At 62.9% G+C, this 17,336-nt stretch carries 18 protein-coding genes; 9 read left to right on the forward strand and 9 right to left on the reverse strand.

Features of this window, described 5'->3' with window-relative positions; genetic code table 11:
* The first annotated feature begins 6 nt into the window (after nt 1–6).
* Complete coding sequence (locus AMK05_RS01730; RefSeq protein ID WP_064835981.1) at nt 7–804, forward strand: undecaprenyl-diphosphate phosphatase; 798 nt, start codon at nt 7–9, stop codon at nt 802–804.
* A 242-nt stretch (nt 805–1,046) separates the two neighbouring features.
* Here AMK05_RS01730 and AMK05_RS35060 read toward each other — a convergent pair whose 3' ends face one another.
* The 8 genes from AMK05_RS35060 to dnaN all read right to left on the reverse strand — a co-directional run bounded on the left by AMK05_RS35060 (nt 1,047) and on the right by dnaN (nt 7,021).
* A complete protein-coding gene (locus AMK05_RS35060; RefSeq protein WP_003570911.1) occupies nt 1,047–1,199 on the reverse strand; it encodes a hypothetical protein in 153 nt (50 codons plus the stop codon).
* Between the two features lie 283 nt (nt 1,200–1,482).
* Entirely contained in the window at nt 1,483–2,463 is a 981-nt protein-coding gene (locus tag AMK05_RS01735; protein WP_064835983.1) for a complex I NDUFA9 subunit family protein, read from the reverse strand.
* Between the two features lie 143 nt (nt 2,464–2,606).
* Complete coding sequence (locus AMK05_RS01740; protein ID WP_057472381.1) at nt 2,607–2,894, reverse strand: DUF1330 domain-containing protein; 288 nt, start codon at nt 2,892–2,894, stop codon at nt 2,607–2,609.
* Between the two features lie 28 nt (nt 2,895–2,922).
* Nucleotides 2,923–3,630, reverse strand: a complete 708-nt coding sequence (gene pyrF, locus AMK05_RS01745; protein WP_064835985.1) for an orotidine-5'-phosphate decarboxylase — start codon at nt 3,628–3,630, stop codon at nt 2,923–2,925.
* Nucleotides 3,631–3,636: 6 nt separating this feature from the next.
* Nucleotides 3,637–4,218: a histidine phosphatase family protein gene (locus tag AMK05_RS01750; protein WP_064835987.1), complete on the reverse strand. Its 582-nt coding sequence runs from the start codon at nt 4,216–4,218 to the stop codon at nt 3,637–3,639.
* Nucleotides 4,218–4,817 (reverse strand): phospholipid N-methyltransferase PmtA, encoded by a 600-nt coding sequence (gene pmtA, locus AMK05_RS01755; protein ID WP_064835989.1) that lies wholly within the window; start codon nt 4,815–4,817, stop codon nt 4,218–4,220. Before pmtA ends, AMK05_RS01750 begins: the two co-directional genes overlap by 1 nt.
* Before the next feature lie 95 nt (nt 4,818–4,912).
* Nucleotides 4,913–5,824 carry a DUF72 domain-containing protein gene (locus AMK05_RS01760; protein WP_064835991.1) on the reverse strand — a complete coding sequence of 304 codons (912 nt, stop codon included), beginning with the start codon at nt 5,822–5,824 and terminating at the stop codon, nt 4,913–4,915.
* A 78-nt stretch (nt 5,825–5,902) separates the two neighbouring features.
* Nucleotides 5,903–7,021: a DNA polymerase III subunit beta gene (gene dnaN / locus AMK05_RS01765; RefSeq protein ID WP_064835993.1), complete on the reverse strand. Its 1,119-nt coding sequence runs from the start codon at nt 7,019–7,021 to the stop codon at nt 5,903–5,905.
* A gap of 248 nt (nt 7,022–7,269) precedes the next feature.
* Here dnaN and rsmI point away from each other — a divergent pair, with 248 nt between their 5' ends.
* The 3 genes from rsmI to AMK05_RS01780 all read left to right on the forward strand — a co-directional run bounded on the left by rsmI (nt 7,270) and on the right by AMK05_RS01780 (nt 9,166).
* Entirely contained in the window at nt 7,270–8,187 is a 918-nt protein-coding gene (gene rsmI, locus AMK05_RS01770) for a 16S rRNA (cytidine(1402)-2'-O)-methyltransferase (RefSeq protein WP_064835996.1), read from the forward strand.
* Complete coding sequence (locus AMK05_RS01775) at nt 8,177–8,545, forward strand: YraN family protein (protein WP_064835998.1); 369 nt, start codon at nt 8,177–8,179, stop codon at nt 8,543–8,545. The genes rsmI and AMK05_RS01775 overlap by 11 nt, the downstream gene beginning before the upstream one ends.
* 117 nt (nt 8,546–8,662) lie before the next feature.
* Nucleotides 8,663–9,166: a cupin domain-containing protein gene (locus tag AMK05_RS01780; RefSeq protein ID WP_064836000.1), complete on the forward strand. Its 504-nt coding sequence runs from the start codon at nt 8,663–8,665 to the stop codon at nt 9,164–9,166.
* A 26-nt stretch (nt 9,167–9,192) separates the two neighbouring features.
* Here AMK05_RS01780 and AMK05_RS01785 read toward each other — a convergent pair whose 3' ends face one another.
* Nucleotides 9,193–10,215 (reverse strand): LacI family DNA-binding transcriptional regulator, encoded by a 1,023-nt coding sequence (locus tag AMK05_RS01785; protein WP_064836002.1) that lies wholly within the window; start codon nt 10,213–10,215, stop codon nt 9,193–9,195.
* Nucleotides 10,216–10,546: 331 nt separating this feature from the next.
* Here AMK05_RS01785 and AMK05_RS01790 point away from each other — a divergent pair, with 331 nt between their 5' ends.
* The 5 genes from AMK05_RS01790 (at nt 10,547) to AMK05_RS01810 (ending at nt 16,952) form a co-directional block, all read left to right on the forward strand.
* Entirely contained in the window at nt 10,547–11,530 is a 984-nt protein-coding gene (locus AMK05_RS01790; RefSeq protein WP_064836004.1) for a sugar ABC transporter substrate-binding protein, read from the forward strand.
* Nucleotides 11,531–11,688: 158 nt separating this feature from the next.
* Nucleotides 11,689–13,209, forward strand: a complete 1,521-nt coding sequence (locus tag AMK05_RS01795) for a sugar ABC transporter ATP-binding protein (RefSeq protein WP_064841235.1) — start codon at nt 11,689–11,691, stop codon at nt 13,207–13,209.
* A complete protein-coding gene (locus AMK05_RS01800; RefSeq protein ID WP_064836006.1) occupies nt 13,193–14,215 on the forward strand; it encodes an ABC transporter permease in 1,023 nt (340 codons plus the stop codon). Before AMK05_RS01795 ends, AMK05_RS01800 begins: the two co-directional genes overlap by 17 nt.
* Before the next feature lie 86 nt (nt 14,216–14,301).
* A complete protein-coding gene (gene gshB, locus AMK05_RS01805) occupies nt 14,302–15,249 on the forward strand; it encodes a glutathione synthase (RefSeq protein ID WP_064836007.1) in 948 nt (315 codons plus the stop codon).
* 170 nt (nt 15,250–15,419) lie between these two features.
* Nucleotides 15,420–16,952 carry a YifB family Mg chelatase-like AAA ATPase gene (locus AMK05_RS01810; RefSeq protein WP_064836009.1) on the forward strand — a complete coding sequence of 511 codons (1,533 nt, stop codon included), beginning with the start codon at nt 15,420–15,422 and terminating at the stop codon, nt 16,950–16,952.
* Nucleotides 16,953–17,336 lie beyond the last annotated feature (384 nt).

A 17,336-nucleotide genomic window follows, 5' to 3' on the forward strand; every position in this document is an offset into this window, starting at 1 on the left:
CAATGTATGGATTATATCAATGCTGCGCTTCTCGGTATCATCGAGGGGATTACCGAATTTCTGCCGATCTCGAGCACCGGCCATCTGATCATTGCGGAGCAATGGCTCGGCCACCGGTCGGACATGTTCAACATCGTCATCCAGGCCGGCGCCATCCTCGCCGTCACCATCATCTACTGGCGTCGGCTGCTGGATCTGGTGCTTGGCTGGCGGGAGCCTGAGAATCGCGATTATGCCGCCAAGCTGATCGTCGCCTTTCTCATCACTGCGATTCTCGGACTTATCGTCAAAAAGCTCGGCTTCGAACTGCCGGAGACCGCGACGCCGATTGCCTGGGCGCTGATCATCGGCGGTTTCTGGATGATCTTTGCCGAATGGGCTGCGGCACGCAAAGCCCCCCATAAGGAGATCACCTGGCTCGTCGCCATCCTGGTCGGCATCGCCCAGATCGTCGCCGGTGTCTTCCCGGGAACCTCGCGCTCCGGCGCCACGATCTTCGTCGCCATGCTGGCCGGCACCGGCAACCGCGCCGCAGCAACCGAATTCGCCTTTCTCGTCGGCATTCCCACCATGTATGCGGCGAGCGGCTATGAATTGCTGAAGACCTTCAAGGATGGCGGCGCGGCAAACGAAGACTGGACCGCACTCGGCATCGCCTTCGTCGTTTCCACCATCGTCGCGTTCATCGCCGTCAAATGGCTGCTGGCCTATATCAGAAGCAACCGGTTCACGCTGTTTGCCGTCTACCGCATCATTCTCGGCGTGTTGCTGCTCGGCATGGCCGCAACCGGCTTGATCGGCTGAGGCATCCCAACGCATTTGCATTCGCGCCGCGCCCCGGCGCGAATGCAATTTGCCGCGTCGAGCTTGCGGGCAGGCATGCGATTGCCAGCTGAGGGCGCCGTCAGATAACAATAAAAAGAGGTAGGTGCCTGCTGCTGTTTTGAAGCGGGCAAGACCGGGCGTTCATTATGGAGCGTCCTGCTTCAGGCGCTCCGACCGCTACGTGTCTTTATGAAAGATGCCGGCGGGAGGCCGGCCTTTCGTCAATGGCTGATCGAAGCCGTCGAGCAAGGATCGACGCCGTAGGCCGGCGAACAGCCGCCCTTCACTGCTGCGACCGAGCCGGACGCAACGAAGGAGCCTGCGAGGATAACCAGCGCCGCACACGCAAACAGGAGCGCGATTGACTTGCCCATCGAGAAATGCCTTTCACAGTGATTGCCGCACGCGATCCCAAGCGTTGAGTCCGTTGGAAGACGCGCGGGCTTGGTAGTCAGTGGAATGGCAAATAGCAATAAACGTTCCTGCTAAATTTGGCGTTAATTCCACAAAATTTCCGATGCGTCTTTTATGCAACGGCACTTGGTCTGACTGGCACAACAACATTTCAAACTTGCGCCGGCTTTGCTTGAACCGGCAAAAGAAAACGCCGTCCGCGGCATGCGCGAACGGCGTCGTTCCGACGGTTCAACAAATTGGTCAGGCGGCCTTGCCGGTGCCGGTATACTGGCCGTGCGGACGATAATGCACAAGATAGGAGCCGAGCACCGATGCGGCCATGGTCGGCGCAATGCCGAGGCCCTGCAACGTACGACCTTCCGCCTCGGCCGCAGCGGAAACGATGTTGTCGTGCTTCAGCATGCGCACCTGATCCGGCGTGACCGGCGGCGTTATGAAGGGGATCAGCGACGCGATGCTGCCGATCATCGACGCTATACCGAAGGGCAGGGAGACCAGCGGGTTTTTGCGGCACGTCACCTTCAGCATCGTCTCGAGACATTCGCGGAAGCTCAGCACCTCGGGCCCGCCAAGCTCATAGACCTTGCCACCGGCGACCTTGCCGTCGACGGCGCGGGCGACGGCCTCGGCGACATCCTCGACATAGACGGGTTGGAATTTCGTTTTGCCGCCGCCGATGAGCGGCAGGACCGGCGACATGCGGGCCATGTCGGCAAACTTGTTAAAGAAGCTGTCCTCCGGGCCGAAGACGATCGACGGGCGGAAGATCACCGCATCGGGCTTGACGGAGAGTATGGCGGTTTCGGCGCGGCCCTTGGTGCGGCCATAGCCGGACTCGGACTGGGCATTGGCGCCGATGGCTGAAATATGGGCGAGCGTGGCGCCAACGCCGCGTGCCGCTTCAGCAACCGCGCGCGCGCCGAATTCCTGCACGGCGTCGAAGGTGTTGCGGCCGGTCTCGTGCAGAATGCCGACGCAGTTGACGACATGATCGGCACCGTCGACGGCGCGGTCGATCGAATTGCGATAACGCAGGTTTGCCTGGACGAAGGAGATCTGCCCGACATTGCCGAGCGGCTGCAGGAAACCGGCGAGATCGGGACGGCGCACGGCGACGCGGATGCGATAGCCGCGTTTGGCGAGCGCCCGAACGACGTGCCTGCCCACGAAGCCGGACCCTCCGAACACGGTGACGAGCGGCGGCAGGTTGGCAAGGGTCATGGCAGGTTCCTCGAAAGGCTTGGCAGGATGCTGTATCGGCACCGTCTTAGCCCAATCCCGGCGCGACGGGAAGGCCTCTCGCACCGTCAGTTTTTGCGAATGCGAACTCGCCTGACGCATCGTGCGAAAGGACGCATGGCGCTCTAGATGCCTTCGACGACGACCATCTCCGCATCCGCCACTTCCTGGCGGATTTTGGCGGCGATCTGGTATTCCGGTGAATTGTAGCAGTCGACCGCATGCTGCATCGAGGGGAATTCGATCACCACGTTGCGGGCGCGCGCCTTGCCCTCGAGTTCGGTCAAGGCGCCGCCGCGTGCCAGGAAATTTGCGCCGTATTTTTCGAAGGCGGGCTTCGCCGCCGCCACATAATCCTTGTAGCGCTCGGCATCGCGAACATCGACGCGGGCGATCCAATATCCCTTAGCCATGGTCTTCTCCCTTTTGCGTTGCTGTCTGTCAGCGGTTTGCCGGCCAGCGCGCGGCAACCATTTCGTTGAGCACGGCGCGAGCGGCATGCCGGGGATCGGGCGCCTTGACGATCGGCCGGGCAACGACGAGATGCGTCGCCCCCGCCTTCAGCGCATCGAACGGCGTCATCACCCGCTTCTGGTCGCCATGCTCGCTGCCCGTCGGGCGAATGCCGGGCGTGACGATCGCCATGTCGGGTCCGACGATCTCGCGCACCTCGGCCGCCTCGGCCGCCGAGCAGACGATGCCGCCCATGCCGGCGGCGCGCGCCTGCCCGGCGCGGCGCAGCACCAGGCTGTGCGGATCCTGGCTGTAGCCGGCGTCGGCAAGGTCTTCGGCATCCATCGAGGTCAGCACGGTGACGCCGAGCAGGCAGAGGCCGGAGCCGGCGGCCGCCTCGACCGCGGCCTTCATCGCCTTGGGATAGGCATGCAGCGTCAGCATCGACATGCCCATCTTGGCAATGTTCTCGACGCCTGAGGCAACGGTGTTGTCGATGTCGAGCAGCTTCATGTCGAGGAAGATCTTCTTGCCGCTTGCCGCAAGATCGCGGGCAAATTCCAGCCCGCCGGCAAAGACCAGCTGATAGCCGATCTTATAGAAGAGAATGTCGTCGCCGAGCATGGAAACCAGTTTTTCCGCTTCGCCGATCGTTGGAACATCCAGGCCGACGATCAGCCGCTCGCGTGCGTCCATTTCAAGTCACCCCCGCCAGTCTTCGATGGGTGTCCAGTCGCATGTCAGGGCCAGATCCGCAAGGCCGAAAGCATAGAGATTGCCGCCGCCGCCCGGCTGGTCGCGGTCGCGGCCGATCGGTCTGCCGGCCAGGTGGCATTTGAGCAGCGTGCCGACGCCGCCATGGCCGACGAAGGCGATCGGGGCTGCCGCATCATGTGTGGCAAGAACGGTCTTCACCGCCGTAACGATGCGGGCCTGCGCGTCGACGGCGCGCTCCCAGCCTTTGAAGCTTTCTTCCGGATGGGCGAAGAACCAGTCGGCCGCTTCCTCGAATTGCGGCGGCGGCAGGAAGCCGGTGGCCGAACGGTCGTTCTCGTGCATGCCGTGGACGATCTCGATCGTCACGCCGGAGGCTGCCGCCAGAATTTCGGCCGTCTCGATCGCCTTGGTCTCGTCGCTGGAGATGATGCGCCGCAATTGCCGCACCCAGCCGCTCTCGGCGGCTTTGCGCGCCCGCGCCGCGCCGAGATCGGAAAGCCCCCATTTCGGCACCGGCACATTGGCGTCGATCCTCACCTGCGGATGGGTGATATAGAGCCCGAACATCAGCCGCGCCTGTAGATCCAGAGCTGCGCTGGCGGAATGTTGCGCATGACGAAGTCGAAATGCTGAATATGGTAGCGGTCGGGATTGGCGGCGATCGGCGAGATCGCGCCATAGGAGATCTGCACCACCGGCCGCCCCGGCGGCAGGCGGTCGAGCAGGCTTTCGAGCAGCGAGACGCGCATCGCCATCGGGAAGTTCAGGAGCGGAATGCAGGAGATGACACAATCGAACGTCCGGTCGCCGAATGCACCCAGCGTCGCCTGCAGATCGAAGGCATCGCCATTGATGAAGTGGACGCCGGGATAGGCGCGCTGCAGATGCTGGTGGAAATCCGTCGAATATTCGATCGCCACCAGATTGTCCGGCTTCACGCCGCGGCCGAGGATCGCCTTGGTGATGGCGCCCGTGCCCGGGCCAAGCTCCAGCACCGGCAGCCCGGAATGCATGTCGATGACGCTTGCCATGCGCTTGGCGGTGATCGACGAGGTCGGCACGATCGAGCCGACCGTCTTCGGCCCCTGCATCATGCCCCGGAAGAAACGAATTTCCTCATCGAATTTCTTGCCGAAGTGTTCCTTGACCTTGACCCTTAAGCGCATTCTCCACCCATCCGCATGTTGATCGATTGTCTTAGTATGCCGCTTGTCGCTGTCGGGACAAGGATTTTCGCAACAAGGACATCGGCATCAACAACTCATGCGGCTTTCGGCGCCGATCGCGGCACGAGACCGGCAAGCCTTTGGCTGAGATGCTCGGCGTCGACAGGCGCGCGCAGCTTCTTGTCGGTATTGTCGAAATAGAGATAGACGTCGCGGCCCTTGTTGGACGCTGCGAGCGGCGCCAGCACCCGCGTCGCATTTTTCGGTTCTCCGCCGGTTGCCCAGGCGCGGACGCGTTCGGCCCATAGGTCGAGTGCCTCGTCCTCATAGCCGCTGACATAGAGTTGTTCGGAACCATGTAGGCGGCAATAAACGAAATCGGCGGTGATATCCATCAGCAATGGCCATTCCACCGTGTCGGCGCAGACGAGGGCGACATTATGTCGCCGGAGCATCTCGATGAAGGCAGGAGAGCGGAAGCTGTCGTGGCGGATTTCCAGCGCGTGGCGGAGCGGCTGATCGCCGTCGCTTCGAAGCCAGGCGCGGCCTTTGACGTGCCCGTCATGCCGCTTGGCGAGTGCTTCAGCCGCATCGCGGTGCTGCGGCAGCAGCGCCAGGAAATTTTCGAAAAGATCGGGGTCGAAGGCCATGTTCGGCGGGAATTGCCAGAGGATCGGCCCAAGCTTGGGGCCAAGCCGCAGCAGGCCGGAGGCGAGAAAATTGGCGAGCGCCGTCTCGATCTCGCGCAGCCGCAGCATATGGGTGATGAAGCGCGGCCCCTTGACCGCGAAGACGAAATTCTCGGGTGTTTCGTCGCGCCAGCGGCCGAAGCTGTCCGAACGCTGCAGGCTGTAGAAGGTGCCGTTGATCTCGATCGACGGGAAGCGCCGGGCGGCATAGGAAAGTTCCTGCTTCTGCGGCAGGCCTTCCGGATAGAATTGGCCGCGCCAGGGCGCATAGGTCCAGCCGGATACGCCGATGCGCACCGTTCCCGTCTTTTTCGTCATCGGATCCTCCGTTTTTACGGGAGGAGCAATCCTCCGCTTAACAGGAGGAAAAACGGAGCCGGGCGGCCTTCGTTCCCGTCAGACGCGCATCGGCATCAGCACGTAGAGCGCATCGTCGCCCGCCGTGTCGCGGATCAGCGTCGGCGAGCCGGCATCGGCCAGCAGGAAGATCGCTTGCTCGCCGGAAAGCTGCGCGGTGATGTCGAGCAGGTATTTGGCATTGAAGCCGATTTCCATCGCATCCGTATCGTAACCGACGGCGACTTCCTCGGTGGCGCTGCCGGAATCCGGATTGTTGACGGTCAGCATCAGCTGCCCTTCGGACAGTGCCAGCTTCACGGCGCGGCCTCGCTCGGACGAAATGGTGGAAACACGGTCGACGGCCTGCGCGAAGGTCGTGCAATCGACGCGCATTTCCTTGTCGTTGCCCGTCGGGATGACCCGCTGGTAATCCGGGAAGGTGCCGTCGATCAGCTTCGAGGTCATGACGATCGAGCCGATGGTCAGTCGGATCTTGGCATCGGAGACCTCGACGGTCACCGTCACCTCCGGATTGTCGACCAGCTTCTGCAATTCTCCCACAGTCTTGCGCGGAATGATGATGCCGGGCATGCCTTCCGAGCCGGAGGGCGCATCGACATCGGCGCGTGCCAGCCGGTGGCCGTCGGTGGCGACCGCCCTGAGCTTCAGGTCGCCATTGCTCTCGATCGTGTGGAAGAAGATGCCGTTGAGATAATAGCGCGTCTCCTCGGTCGAGATCGCAAACTGTGTGCGGTCGATCAGCATCTTCAGGTCGGTCGCCTTCAGCTTGAAGGAATGCGTGAAGGTGCCGGCGGTCAGATCGGGAAAGTCGGATTCCGGCAGGCACTGCAGCGAGAATTTCGAGCGGCCGGACTGCACGGTCATCGAGCCGCCGTCGGTGCTGGTGGCGAGCAGCACTTCCGAGCCGTCGGGAAGCTTGCGCACGATATCGTAGAGAAGATGGGCCGGAACGGTGGTGGCGCCTGCTTGTTCGACGCTGGCCGGCGTCGCCTCGGTGATTTCGAGGTCGAGGTCGGTCGCCTTCATGTCGAGGTTCTGGCCGTCGGCCTTCAGCAATACGTTGGACAGGATCGGGATCGTGTTGCGACGTTCGACCACGCGGTGCACGTGGTTCAGCGATTTCAACAGGTTTGACCGCTCAATAGTAATACGCATGGAATGCTACCGCTTTCGACCGTGACTGTCCGGGCGCATCGAGCACCCGAAGAATGCTTTCCCGGCCTGAGACCGGAGGAGTGGACGGGCAAAATGGCAGACTTCAGCATCGGATTGCAAGAGGCATGGAGAGCCAAGCGCCTGCATTTGCGGTTTTCCCGGGCAATTCTCACAGAAATCCGAACCCTTGCCGAAGCCGTGCCGCTCGCCCATAAAGGCGCGACGACGGCGGGACGAAAGCAAATGGCATGAATGAGGAAACGACAGAGCAGGCCGCCACCCGGCGAAGCTTCCGCCTGCACAATATGGCGGTACCGGCGCGGCCGCTGGAACCGGCGCTCTATCTGGTCGCCACCCCGATCGGCAATCTCGGCGATATCACGCTGCGGGCGCTGGAAACACTGGCCGGCGCCGATGTGCTCGCTTGCGAGGATACGCGCGTCACCCGTGTGCTGCTCGACCGCTACGGCATCCAGAACCGCCCCTTCGCCTATCACGAATACAATGCCGACGAGGCCGGCCCGCGGCTCCTCCAGGCGCTGGAGGCCGGCCGCTCGGTGGCACTGGTGTCGGATGCCGGCACGCCGCTGGTCTCCGATCCCGGCTATCGGCTGGCGCAGCAGGCGATTACGGCAGGTTACCGCGTCATTCCCATTCCCGGCGCCTCGGCTCCGCTTGCAGCCCTTGTCGGCTCCGGCCTGCCGAACGACGCCTTTCTGTTCGCCGGCTTCCTGCCGGTCAAGGACAAGGCCCGCCGCGACCGTCTCGGCGAACTTGCCGCGGCCCCCGCGACACTGATCTTCTTTGAATCGCCGCATCGCATCGGCGCCACGCTTCTTGCAGCCGCCGACGTGCTGGGCAGCGCCCGGCCGGCCTCCGTCTGCCGCGAGCTGACCAAGACCTATGAGGAGTTCCGCCGCGGCACGCTTGGCGAGCTCGCCGCGCATTACCGGGAGGTGGACAACGTCAAGGGCGAGATCGTCCTCGTCGTCGGCCCGCCGGAACCGGTGGAAACGCCGGAGGCCGATGTCGAGGCCGTGCTGGCCGATCTCGCGAAAACCATGCCGACGGCCAAGGCCGCGACCGAGGCGGCCCGTCTCACCGGCCTGCCGCGCAAGGTGCTCTACCAGCGCCTGCTGGAGCTGAAGGGCGCCGATGGGCGATAGCGATCTCACCGCCTTGAAAAGGAAGGCGCTGCGCCGCGGCCTGATGTCGGAATATGTCGCCGCCGTCTTTCTGATGCTGAAGGGTTACCGCATCCTGGCGCTGCGCCACCGCACCCGGCTCGGCGAGATCGATATTATTGCCCGCAAGGGCGATCTCGCCGTCTTCGTCGAGGTCAAGGCCCGCCATGGCGAGGCGGCGGCCATCGACGCCGTCTCCGCCGCCGCCCAGAAGCGCATACGGGCGGCAAGCGATCTCTGGCTCGCCCGCCAGCCGGATCAGGCCCGGCTTTCCCAGCGTTATGATATCGTCGCGGTGATGCCGGGCCGGCTGCCGCGTCATTTCCTTGACGCCTTCTGACCTGGTTTCAACCCATCGCTGTCCCGATCGTTAAACTTTTAGTTCCCGCGTGAACCAGGTTCTTACGACTGTCTGTTACCCAAATCTCGGTTGGGATAAAGATTTGGGGGGTGTTTCATGGCCTGGAAGCTGATGCTTGCAAGTGCGGTCGCCATGGCCGCGCGCTCGGTGCCTTATGCCGTGGCGAAGCCGGCCGGCAAATCCTTCGTCGCGCATGCAAGCGATCTCTTGCCGCTGAAATCGACGCCGATCAACCCGGACTGGATTATCAGCGGCAATCCGCAGGCCCGCACCGCCGAACATTCGCGCGGTCATGACGAGGCCTCGCTGACGGCGATCTGGGACTGCACATCAGGCGAATTCCGCTGGTATTTCGGCTGGGACGAGACCGTGATGATCCTCGAAGGCGAGGTCCATATCACCGCCGAGGACGGCACCGAACGCACGCTCTGCGCCGGCGACGTCGCCTTTTTCGCCGGCGGAACCTGGGCGAGCTGGCGGGTCGATACCTATGTCCGCAAGGTCGCCTTCCTGCGCAAGCCTTTCCCCAAGCCACTGGCGATCGCCTATCGCCTGCGCAACATGCTGCGCAACGGCGGCAATCAGGGCATCGCCGCCTGAAAAGCGCCGCCGGCCATCATGCGCGGCTAGTCGGGCTGGGGCGGGGCGGTCGTTTCCCCCTCTAAAACCTCACAGGCAAACAGGATCGGATTGTCGAGTTCCGGCGCGGTCTGCTTGTTCAACAGAACGGCGACCGCGGCGGCGGCGACGTCCTGGATCGGCTGCTTCACCGTCGTCAGGCGCGGCGTCGTCATGCTGGCGAGCGGGATGCCGTCGAAGCCGACGATGGAAAGGGCCGCGGGAACCGGAATTCCCAGATCATGCGCCGCCCGCATGCAGCCGATCGCCTGCTGGTCCGAACTGGCAAAGATCGCCGTCGGCCGCTCGTTGCGGGCGCGGGCCAGAAGATAATTTCCCGCCGAGCGGCCGCTCTCATAGTCGAAGGCCGCCTCGGTGATCAGCGGCGGTCCGGCCGTTTTCGCGCTGCCGTCCGCCTGCTCACCCGCCTGCTCGATTGCGTCGAGATAGCCCCTCAGGCGGTCGTTGGCGGGGACCGAGTGTCCGGGCCCGGAAATGAAGCCGATGCGGCGATGGCCTAGCTTCAGAAGGTGCTCGACGCCAAGGCGAACACCCGCGCGGTGATCGGCGGCGATGCCGGAATATCCGGGCATAAGACGGTCGACGACGACGATCGGCAATCCTTTCGGCAGCTTGATCGTATGGAAATCATTGCTGGGGACGAGAATGATGCCGTCGACCTTCCGGCTCGTCAGTTGCTTGATCCGATCGGCCTCCTTGGCCGCATGATCGAGCGAGGTCATGACGATGATATTATAGCCGTGATTGGCCGCCGCCTGTTCCGCCGATTGCACAAGTTCGGAGAAGAACGGATTGGTCAGATCCGGGATGACGATGCCGATCAGGCGGCTGACCTTGCTGCGCATGCTTCTTGCCGATGGATCGGGCAGATAGCCCAGGTCCTTGATGATGCCTTCGACGCGCGCCCGCACGTCCCTGGTCACCGAGGGATGATCGTTCAAAACCCTGGAAACGGTGCCGGTGGAAACACCCGCAAGCTTGGCAACATCCCTGATCCCGACCTTTGACATGACAGAAATAGATGCCCTTCATCTTCGCCTGCGCAAGGCCCCCGACGGGGCCTGATCCTGGCTTCCAGCTAATGGTCTTCAGGCCCCTAGTCAAAGGGCCGTGTCTCGATTCCGGCGTCCGACCATCAGAGCAGCGCCTACCCAGAGGTATGGAAACGGTTCATCGCGCACATGTCAATATGCGTCGAACGTGGCGGTGCAGTTCGCTCTCGGGGGCTGTTTTGCTCGCTTGACAATTTTTGGAGGCGTGTTACCCATTTGGCGTTGGAAACGGTTCATTTGCCGCGGGCAACTCAGATGGAGCTGAGCCCAGGGCCGTTCGGAGGAAAAAATGTCCAATTTTAAGCGTGAATCCGTCTTGATCAATGCACCGCGCCGTGCGGCCTTGAAGCTCGGCCTCGCCGGCACCCTGGTGCTGGCGCTGTCCTGCAGCGTGTCGCCGGCCTTTGCGGCCGAGAAGCCGAAGGTCGGCCTGATCATGAAATCCTTGTCCAATGAGTTCTTCAAGCAGATGAAGGCCGGCGCCGACAAATATGCGGCCGAGAACAAGGACAAGTTCGATTTCAAGGCCGTCGGCATGAAGGACGAGCGTGACTTTGCTTCGCAGGTCGACGCCGTCGAAAACTTCGTCACCCAGAAATACGATATCATCGTCGTCGCACCGGCCGATTCAAAGGCGATGGCGACGCCGCTGGCAAAGGCGGTCAAGGCAGGCGTCAAGGTCATCAACATCGACGTGCCGCTCGATGCCGATGCCAAGAAGAAGGCCGGTATCGATCTGGCTTTCTTCGGGCCTGACAACAAGGAAGGCGCAAAGCTTGCTGGCGATGCGCTGGCCAAGGATCTCGGAGCCGGCGCCAAGGTGGTCATCCTCGAAGGCAACCCCGAGGCCGACAACGCCAAGGAGCGCAAGGAAGGCTTCATGGACTCGGTCAAATCGGGCAAGCTCGAGCTTCTCGATAGCAAGACCGCCCATTGGGAGACCGAGGAAGCCAATACCGTCATGACGAATTTCCTGACGAAGTATAAGGATATTCAAGGCGTGATGGCCGCCAACGACTCCATGGCCCTCGGCGTCGTCAAGGCTCTCGATGCCGCCGGCCAGGCCGGCAAGATCAAGGTTGTCGGCTTCGACAACATTCCGCCGGTTCAGCCGCTGATCAAGGATGGCAAGATGCTCGCCACCGTCGAGCAGTATGGCGCCCAGATGGCGGTCATGGGCATCGACTATGGCATGCGCGAACTTGCCGGCGAAAAATTCACCGGCTGGGTCAAGACCGACGTCAAGCTGGTCACCTCTGCCGATCTGAAATAATCGGATCGTCGGTTGTAAAACCAAAGAAGCGCCGGCTGCTGGCCGGCGCCAACCGCTACCAAACCGATTGATGCGTTGATCGCTCCGGAGGAGGCTTGTTTTCGAGCCTCTCCGATGCGCCTTGCGCGGAGGATCGTATAAGCGTGCATGAGGTCGACGTGTCAGACGCAGCAGATGACGACATCCTGAGGCTGGAAGGGATCGGCAAGCGCTTCCCGGGCGTCGTGGCGCTCAAGGATGTTTCGATGCGGATCGGCCGCGGCAAGGGGCATGTTCTCCTAGGCGAGAACGGCGCCGGAAAATCGACCCTGATCAATCTGCTCGGCGGCGTCTTCAGGCCGGATGACGGTCATATCCTGTTCGACGGCACGCCCTATCACCCGGCCTCGCCGCTCGAGGCGTTCAAGGCCGGCATCCGCGTCATTCACCAGGAACTGCACCCGCTATCCAACCTGACGGTTGCCGAAAACCTGCTGTTTGAGCATTTGCCGCGCCGCTATGGGCTGGTGAACTACAAGGCGATGAACGCGAGGGCCGCCGAACTGCTCGAAGAGGTCGGCCTCGATGTCGCCCCGACGACGCTGGCGAGCCGCCTCAGCGTCGCCCAGCTGCAACTGGTCGAGATCGCCAAGGCGCTGTGTTACGAAAGCAAGCTTCTCGTTCTCGACGAACCGACCGCGACCCTGACCTCCAAGGAGGTCGATCGCCTGTTCGAAATCCTGAAGCGGCTGAAGGGCCGCGGTGTCACCACCCTCTATATCTCGCACCGGCTGGAGGAAATCTTTGAAGTCGGCGACGATGTGACGGTGCTGCGCGACGGCCAGCATGTGATCACCCGGCCGCTGGCAGGCCTTGCTATTCCCGATATCGTCGAGCTGATGGTCGGGCGCAAGCTTGCCGATCACGGCATCTTCAAAGGCGACAGCACAATCTCCGGCGAAGCGCTCGGCGTCTCCGGCCTGAAGGTGACGCGCAGCAGCCCGGAATTGTCCTTCTCGGTTGCCAAGGGCGAAATCGTCGGCATTGCCGGCCTGGTCGGCAGCGGCCGCACCGAGGCGGTGCGCGCCCTCTTCGGCGCCGACCTGAAGGCCTCCGGCGAGATCCGCCTGGACGGCGAGCCGGTCGAGATCCATTCGCCTAGGGATGCGGTTGCCGCCGGGCTGTGCCTGGCGACCGAAGACCGCAAGATGCAGGGCCTGATGCTCGACATGAGCTGCGCCCAGAATTCCACCATCACCGATCTCGCCAAGATCTCCCGCAACGGGCTGATCAACCGGAGAGCGGAGGACGACCATTCGCAGCGCCTCGTGCGCGAGCTGCGGATCAAGACCCCCTCCATTCATCAGGCGGTCAGAACTTTTTCCGGCGGCAATCAGCAGAAGGTGGTTATTGCCAAATGGCTGTTTCGCGGCCCCAAGGTGCTGATCTTCGATGAGCCGACCCGCGGCATCGACGTTGGCGCCAAGGCCGAGATTTACGAGCTTTTGTGGAAATTTGCCGCCGAGGGAAAAGGTGTGCTGGTGGTATCTTCGGACCTGCCGGAGCTGATCGGCATTTGCCATCGCATCATCGTTTTCTCCGACGGCAAGATATCGGGCGAAATCGCCCGCGAACAATTTGACGAGAGCAGGATCCTGTCGCTCGCCTACAAGGAGTACAGCCGTGTCCGCCAGCATTGAAAAACAGACCGAGGCAAAAGAAGCGCGCTTCTGGGACAAGCTGATCCGGATCTCGATGAAGGAGGCGGGCGTCGCCATTGCCCTCGTCCTGATCCTGGCGTTTTTCTCGGCGACGGCGCCCTATTTCGCCACGCCTGAGAATTTCCTGAAGATCTTCGTGCAGATCGCCATCAACACCGTGCTGGCCGCGGGCATGACCTTCGTCATCCTGGTCGGCGGCATCGATCTCTCGGTGGGATCGCTGCTTGCCCTTTGCACGGTGATCGGCGCCACGATCATGATCAATCCGGCATTTTCGCCGTGGCAGGCGATCGTTCTCGCCTGTCTGGCCTCGATGGGCACCGGTGCTGCGCTCGGCGCCGTCAACGGCTGGATCTGCGAGAAGTGGAAGCTTCCCTCCTTCATCGTCACCCTCGGCATGCTCAACGTCGCCAGCGGCCTGGCCCGCGTCGTCAGCGACAATTCGACGATCACGGGCCTGCCGCAGCCCTTCGTCGATTTCGGCAACCTGATCTTCTGGGGCATATTCCCGTCGATCTTCCTGATTGCGATCATCGTCGTGCTCATCGGCTGGTTCGTGCTGCGCTACACCGTCTTCGGCCGCTTCGTCTTCGCCATCGGCACCAATGAAGAGGCCGTCCGCCTGTCGGGCCACCAGCCGAAACGATACAAGATCGCCGTCTTCACCATCTCGGGGCTGACGGCCGGCATTGCCGCCATGGTCTATCTGCTCCGCCTCAATGTCGGCAGCCCGGTCGCCGGCATCGGCTACGAGTTGAATGCCATCGCCGCGGTCATCATCGGCGGCACCAGCCTGTCGGGCGGCAAGGGTTCGATCATCGGCACGCTGGTCGGTGCCTGCATTCTGCAGGTGTTGTCGACCGGATTGCAGCTGCTCGGCGCCGACGACAACATCAAGCCGATCGTCATCGGCGCCGTCATCGTGCTCGCCGTCATTCTCGACAGCTATCGCGGCCGGCTGATGCGGATCCTCGAAACACGGTAATCGGCTGGCGCCGGAAGCCCTTGATTGACCGTTGCGTTTGATACCGGGCCGACCTACATCTGTCCGGCATTAAGCGAGGGACGGAAATGGCCAAGATCACCAATGTAGCGGTCCAGATGGATCATGTCGCCGGCATCAATATTGCGGGCGACTCCACCTTCGCCATGAGCCTGGAAGCCCAGGCGCGCGGCTACCGGCTGTTCCATTACACGCCTGAACGCCTGAGCTTCCGCGACGGCAAGCTCTTTGCCAGCGTCGAGCCGATGCTGCTGAAGGACGTCAAGGGCGATCACTTCGAGCTCGGCGCGCCCGAGCGCGTCGATCTGTCCACAATGGATGTCGTGCTGCTGCGCCAGGATCCGCCCTTCGACATGGCCTATATCACCTCGACGCATCTGCTCGAGCGCATCCATCCGAAGACGCTCGTCGTCAACGATCCGGCCTGGGTGCGCAATTCGCCGGAAAAGATCTTCGTCACCGAATTTGCCGACCTGATGCCGAAGACGCTGATCACCAAGGATGCAGCCGAAATCCGCCGCTTCCGCGACGAGATGGGCGATATCATCCTCAAGCCGCTCTACGGCAATGGCGGCGCCGGCGTCTTCCATTCGACCCGCGACGACCGCAATCTCTCCTCACTGCTCGAAATGTTCGGCCAGCTTTTCCGCGAGCCCTTCATCGCCCAACAATATCTGCCGGACGTGCGCAAGGGCGACAAACGCATCATCCTGGTCGACGGCGAATTTGCCGGCGCCATCAACCGCGTGCCGGCCGAGCACGACAGCCGCTCCAACATGCATGTCGGCGGCCGCGCCGAGGCGACCGAACTGACGCCGCGCGAACAGGAAATCTGCGAGCGCATCGGCCCGGCGCTGAGGGAACGCGGCTTCCTGCTCGTCGGCATCGATGTGATCGGCGATTATATGACCGAGATCAACGTCACCTCTCCCACAGGCATCCGCGAGGTCAAAAAATTCGGCGGCGCCGATATCGCAGGCCTGCTCTGGGATGCGATCGAGCGCAAGCGCGGCTGAGCCGCCGCGACCCCATGCCCTGCTGTGATCGGGTACAACCCCGGTCACAGGATATATCCGGCTGCGTTCCTTGATTGTTCTTGTTTTATTCTCGCTTCCATGCCAGATTGCAACCGCTGGCCCTGAAGGGTTGCAGGCGGTATAAGAGTTGGCGGGCAAGGGGTGGGCATATGGTCGCGCGTGTCAGTACGGTGGCATTTCAGGGCATCGAAGGCGTGCCGGTCGAGGTCCAGGTCATGGTCGCGCCCGGCAAGATCGGCATGCAGATCGTCGGTCTGCCCGACAAGGCGGTGGCCGAAAGCCGGGAGCGGGTGCAGGCCGCCCTTCACGCCTCCGGCCTGTCGCTGCCGGGCAAGCGGGTCACCGTCAATCTGGCGCCCGCCGATCTGCCGAAAGAGGGCTCGCATTTCGATCTGCCGATCGCGCTTGCCCTGATGGCCGCACTCGGCGCCATTCCCGCCGATGCGCTGTCGGATTATGTCGTCGTTGGCGAGCTTAACCTCGACGGCACCATCGCCGCCATTTCAGGCGCTCTGCCGGCTGCCATCGGCGCCAATGCGCTCGGCAAGGGGCTGATCTGCCCGGCCGAAAGCGGCGCCGAGGCGGCCTGGGCCGGCGCCGAGGTCAATATTCTTGCCCCGCGCAGCCTGATTGCCCTTGCCAATCATTTCCGCGGCACCCAGGTCCTCACCCGGCCGGAAGCGTCGATCCGCGCCAATGCCGCCAATCTGCCGGATCTCGCCGAGATCAAGGGCCAGGAAAGCGCCAAGCGCGCGCTCGAAGTGGCGGCCGCCGGCGGCCACAATCTCTTGATGGTCGGCCCTCCCGGCTCCGGCAAGTCGATGCTGGCGGCACGGCTGCCGTCGATCCTGCCGCCGCTCTCGGCCGCCGAACTGCTTGAAGTGTCGATGGTCCATTCGATCGCCGGTCAGCTCACCGGCGGCAAGCTGTCCGATCGCCGCCCCTTCCGCACCCCGCATCATTCCGCCACCATGGCCGCCCTCGTCGGTGGCGGCATCCGCGCCCGGCCCGGCGAAGCCTCGCTCGCCCATCACGGCGTGCTCTTCCTCGACGAGTTTCCCGAGTTCACGCCGCAGGCGCTGGATGCGCTGCGCCAGCCGCTCGAAGGCGGCGAATGCGTCATTGCCCGCGCCAATCACCGCGTCTCCTATCCGGCCAAATTCCAGCTGATCGCGGCGATGAACCCCTGCCGCTGCGGCATGGCCGGCGAGCCCGGCCATACTTGCGCCCGCGGCCCGCGCTGTATGAGCGACTACCAGGCCCGCATCTCCGGCCCGCTGATGGATCGCATCGATATCCGCATCGATGTGCCGGCCGTCTCCGCCGCCGATCTCATCCGCCCGTTGGCCGCGGAAACCAGCGCCGACGTCGCCCGCCGCGTCGCCCGCGCCCGCGAACGCCAGCAAGAGCGCTTCGAGGCCGCCGGCGCCAAGGGCATCGGCACCAATGCCCGCTGCTCCACCTCGATGATCGAAAAACTCGCCGAACCCGACGCCGCCGGCCTGCAGCTCCTGCGCGACGCCGCCGAAAAAATGAAATTCTCCGCCCGCGGCTACCACCGCGTCCTCAAGGTCGCCCGCACCCTTGCCGATCTCGACGGCAAGGCGACCGTCGGACGTATACATCTTGCCGAAGCGATTTCTTACCGGATCGCGGGGGAGAGGCTGACGGCGGCGGCGTAAGCAGAGGGGCGGCTGCGCAGATATTTTGAAGTATTGGTCGGCCGCCTAGCGATGCGGATCGCGCTTGCGCTGCGGGCTGCTACTCAGCGACATTCCCACTGAGCGCTGCCGGATTATGAAATTACATCGCCGCCGGCGAACCCAAGCTTCGGGACGATTGATTGCTGCCATAGCGGGCGTGCTGCCGGCTGCGATCGCCGTTGGCACGGAGGCTGATCTGCCGCAAGTGGTGCCGAGGCTGCCTGAGATGCCGATTTGAGCGTCCCACTGTGTTGCTTATCCGTTAGGGGTAAGGGCTTCTCCTCACTTCGTCGCTCTTTACAAATATTAGCTTCGGCTGAAAAATTTCGAGAAGGATGTCGGTACGTTCGACATAGTCGATCG

The sequence above is a fragment of the Rhizobium sp. N324 genome, from assembly GCF_001664485.1.
Taxonomy (GTDB): Bacteria; Pseudomonadota; Alphaproteobacteria; order Rhizobiales; family Rhizobiaceae; genus Rhizobium.

Coding starts and splice junctions, on each gene's coding strand:
- AMK05_RS01780 (WP_064836000.1), top strand. CDS start 8,663: ATGGCCTGGAAGCTGATGCTTGCAAGTGCGGTCGCCATGGCCGCGCGC.
- AMK05_RS01740 (WP_057472381.1), bottom strand. CDS start 2,894: ATGGCTAAGGGATATTGGATCGCCCGCGTCGATGTTCGCGATGCCGAG.
- AMK05_RS01775 (WP_064835998.1), top strand. CDS start 8,177: ATGGGCGATAGCGATCTCACCGCCTTGAAAAGGAAGGCGCTGCGCCGC.
- AMK05_RS01735 (WP_064835983.1), bottom strand. CDS start 2,463: ATGACCCTTGCCAACCTGCCGCCGCTCGTCACCGTGTTCGGAGGGTCC.
- pmtA (WP_064835989.1), bottom strand. CDS start 4,817: ATGCGCTTAAGGGTCAAGGTCAAGGAACACTTCGGCAAGAAATTCGAT.
- dnaN (WP_064835993.1), bottom strand. CDS start 7,021: ATGCGTATTACTATTGAGCGGTCAAACCTGTTGAAATCGCTGAACCAC.
- AMK05_RS01760 (WP_064835991.1), bottom strand. CDS start 5,824: ATGACGAAAAAGACGGGAACGGTGCGCATCGGCGTATCCGGCTGGACC.
- AMK05_RS01750 (WP_064835987.1), bottom strand. CDS start 4,218: ATGTTCGGGCTCTATATCACCCATCCGCAGGTGAGGATCGACGCCAAT.
- gshB (WP_064836007.1), top strand. CDS start 14,302: ATGGCCAAGATCACCAATGTAGCGGTCCAGATGGATCATGTCGCCGGC.
- AMK05_RS01790 (WP_064836004.1), top strand. CDS start 10,547: ATGTCCAATTTTAAGCGTGAATCCGTCTTGATCAATGCACCGCGCCGT.
- AMK05_RS01785 (WP_064836002.1), bottom strand. CDS start 10,215: ATGTCAAAGGTCGGGATCAGGGATGTTGCCAAGCTTGCGGGTGTTTCC.
- pyrF (WP_064835985.1), bottom strand. CDS start 3,630: ATGGACGCACGCGAGCGGCTGATCGTCGGCCTGGATGTTCCAACGATC.
- AMK05_RS35060 (WP_003570911.1), bottom strand. CDS start 1,199: ATGGGCAAGTCAATCGCGCTCCTGTTTGCGTGTGCGGCGCTGGTTATC.
- AMK05_RS01810 (WP_064836009.1), top strand. CDS start 15,420: ATGGTCGCGCGTGTCAGTACGGTGGCATTTCAGGGCATCGAAGGCGTG.
- rsmI (WP_064835996.1), top strand. CDS start 7,270: ATGAATGAGGAAACGACAGAGCAGGCCGCCACCCGGCGAAGCTTCCGC.
- AMK05_RS01730 (WP_064835981.1), top strand. CDS start 7: ATGGATTATATCAATGCTGCGCTTCTCGGTATCATCGAGGGGATTACC.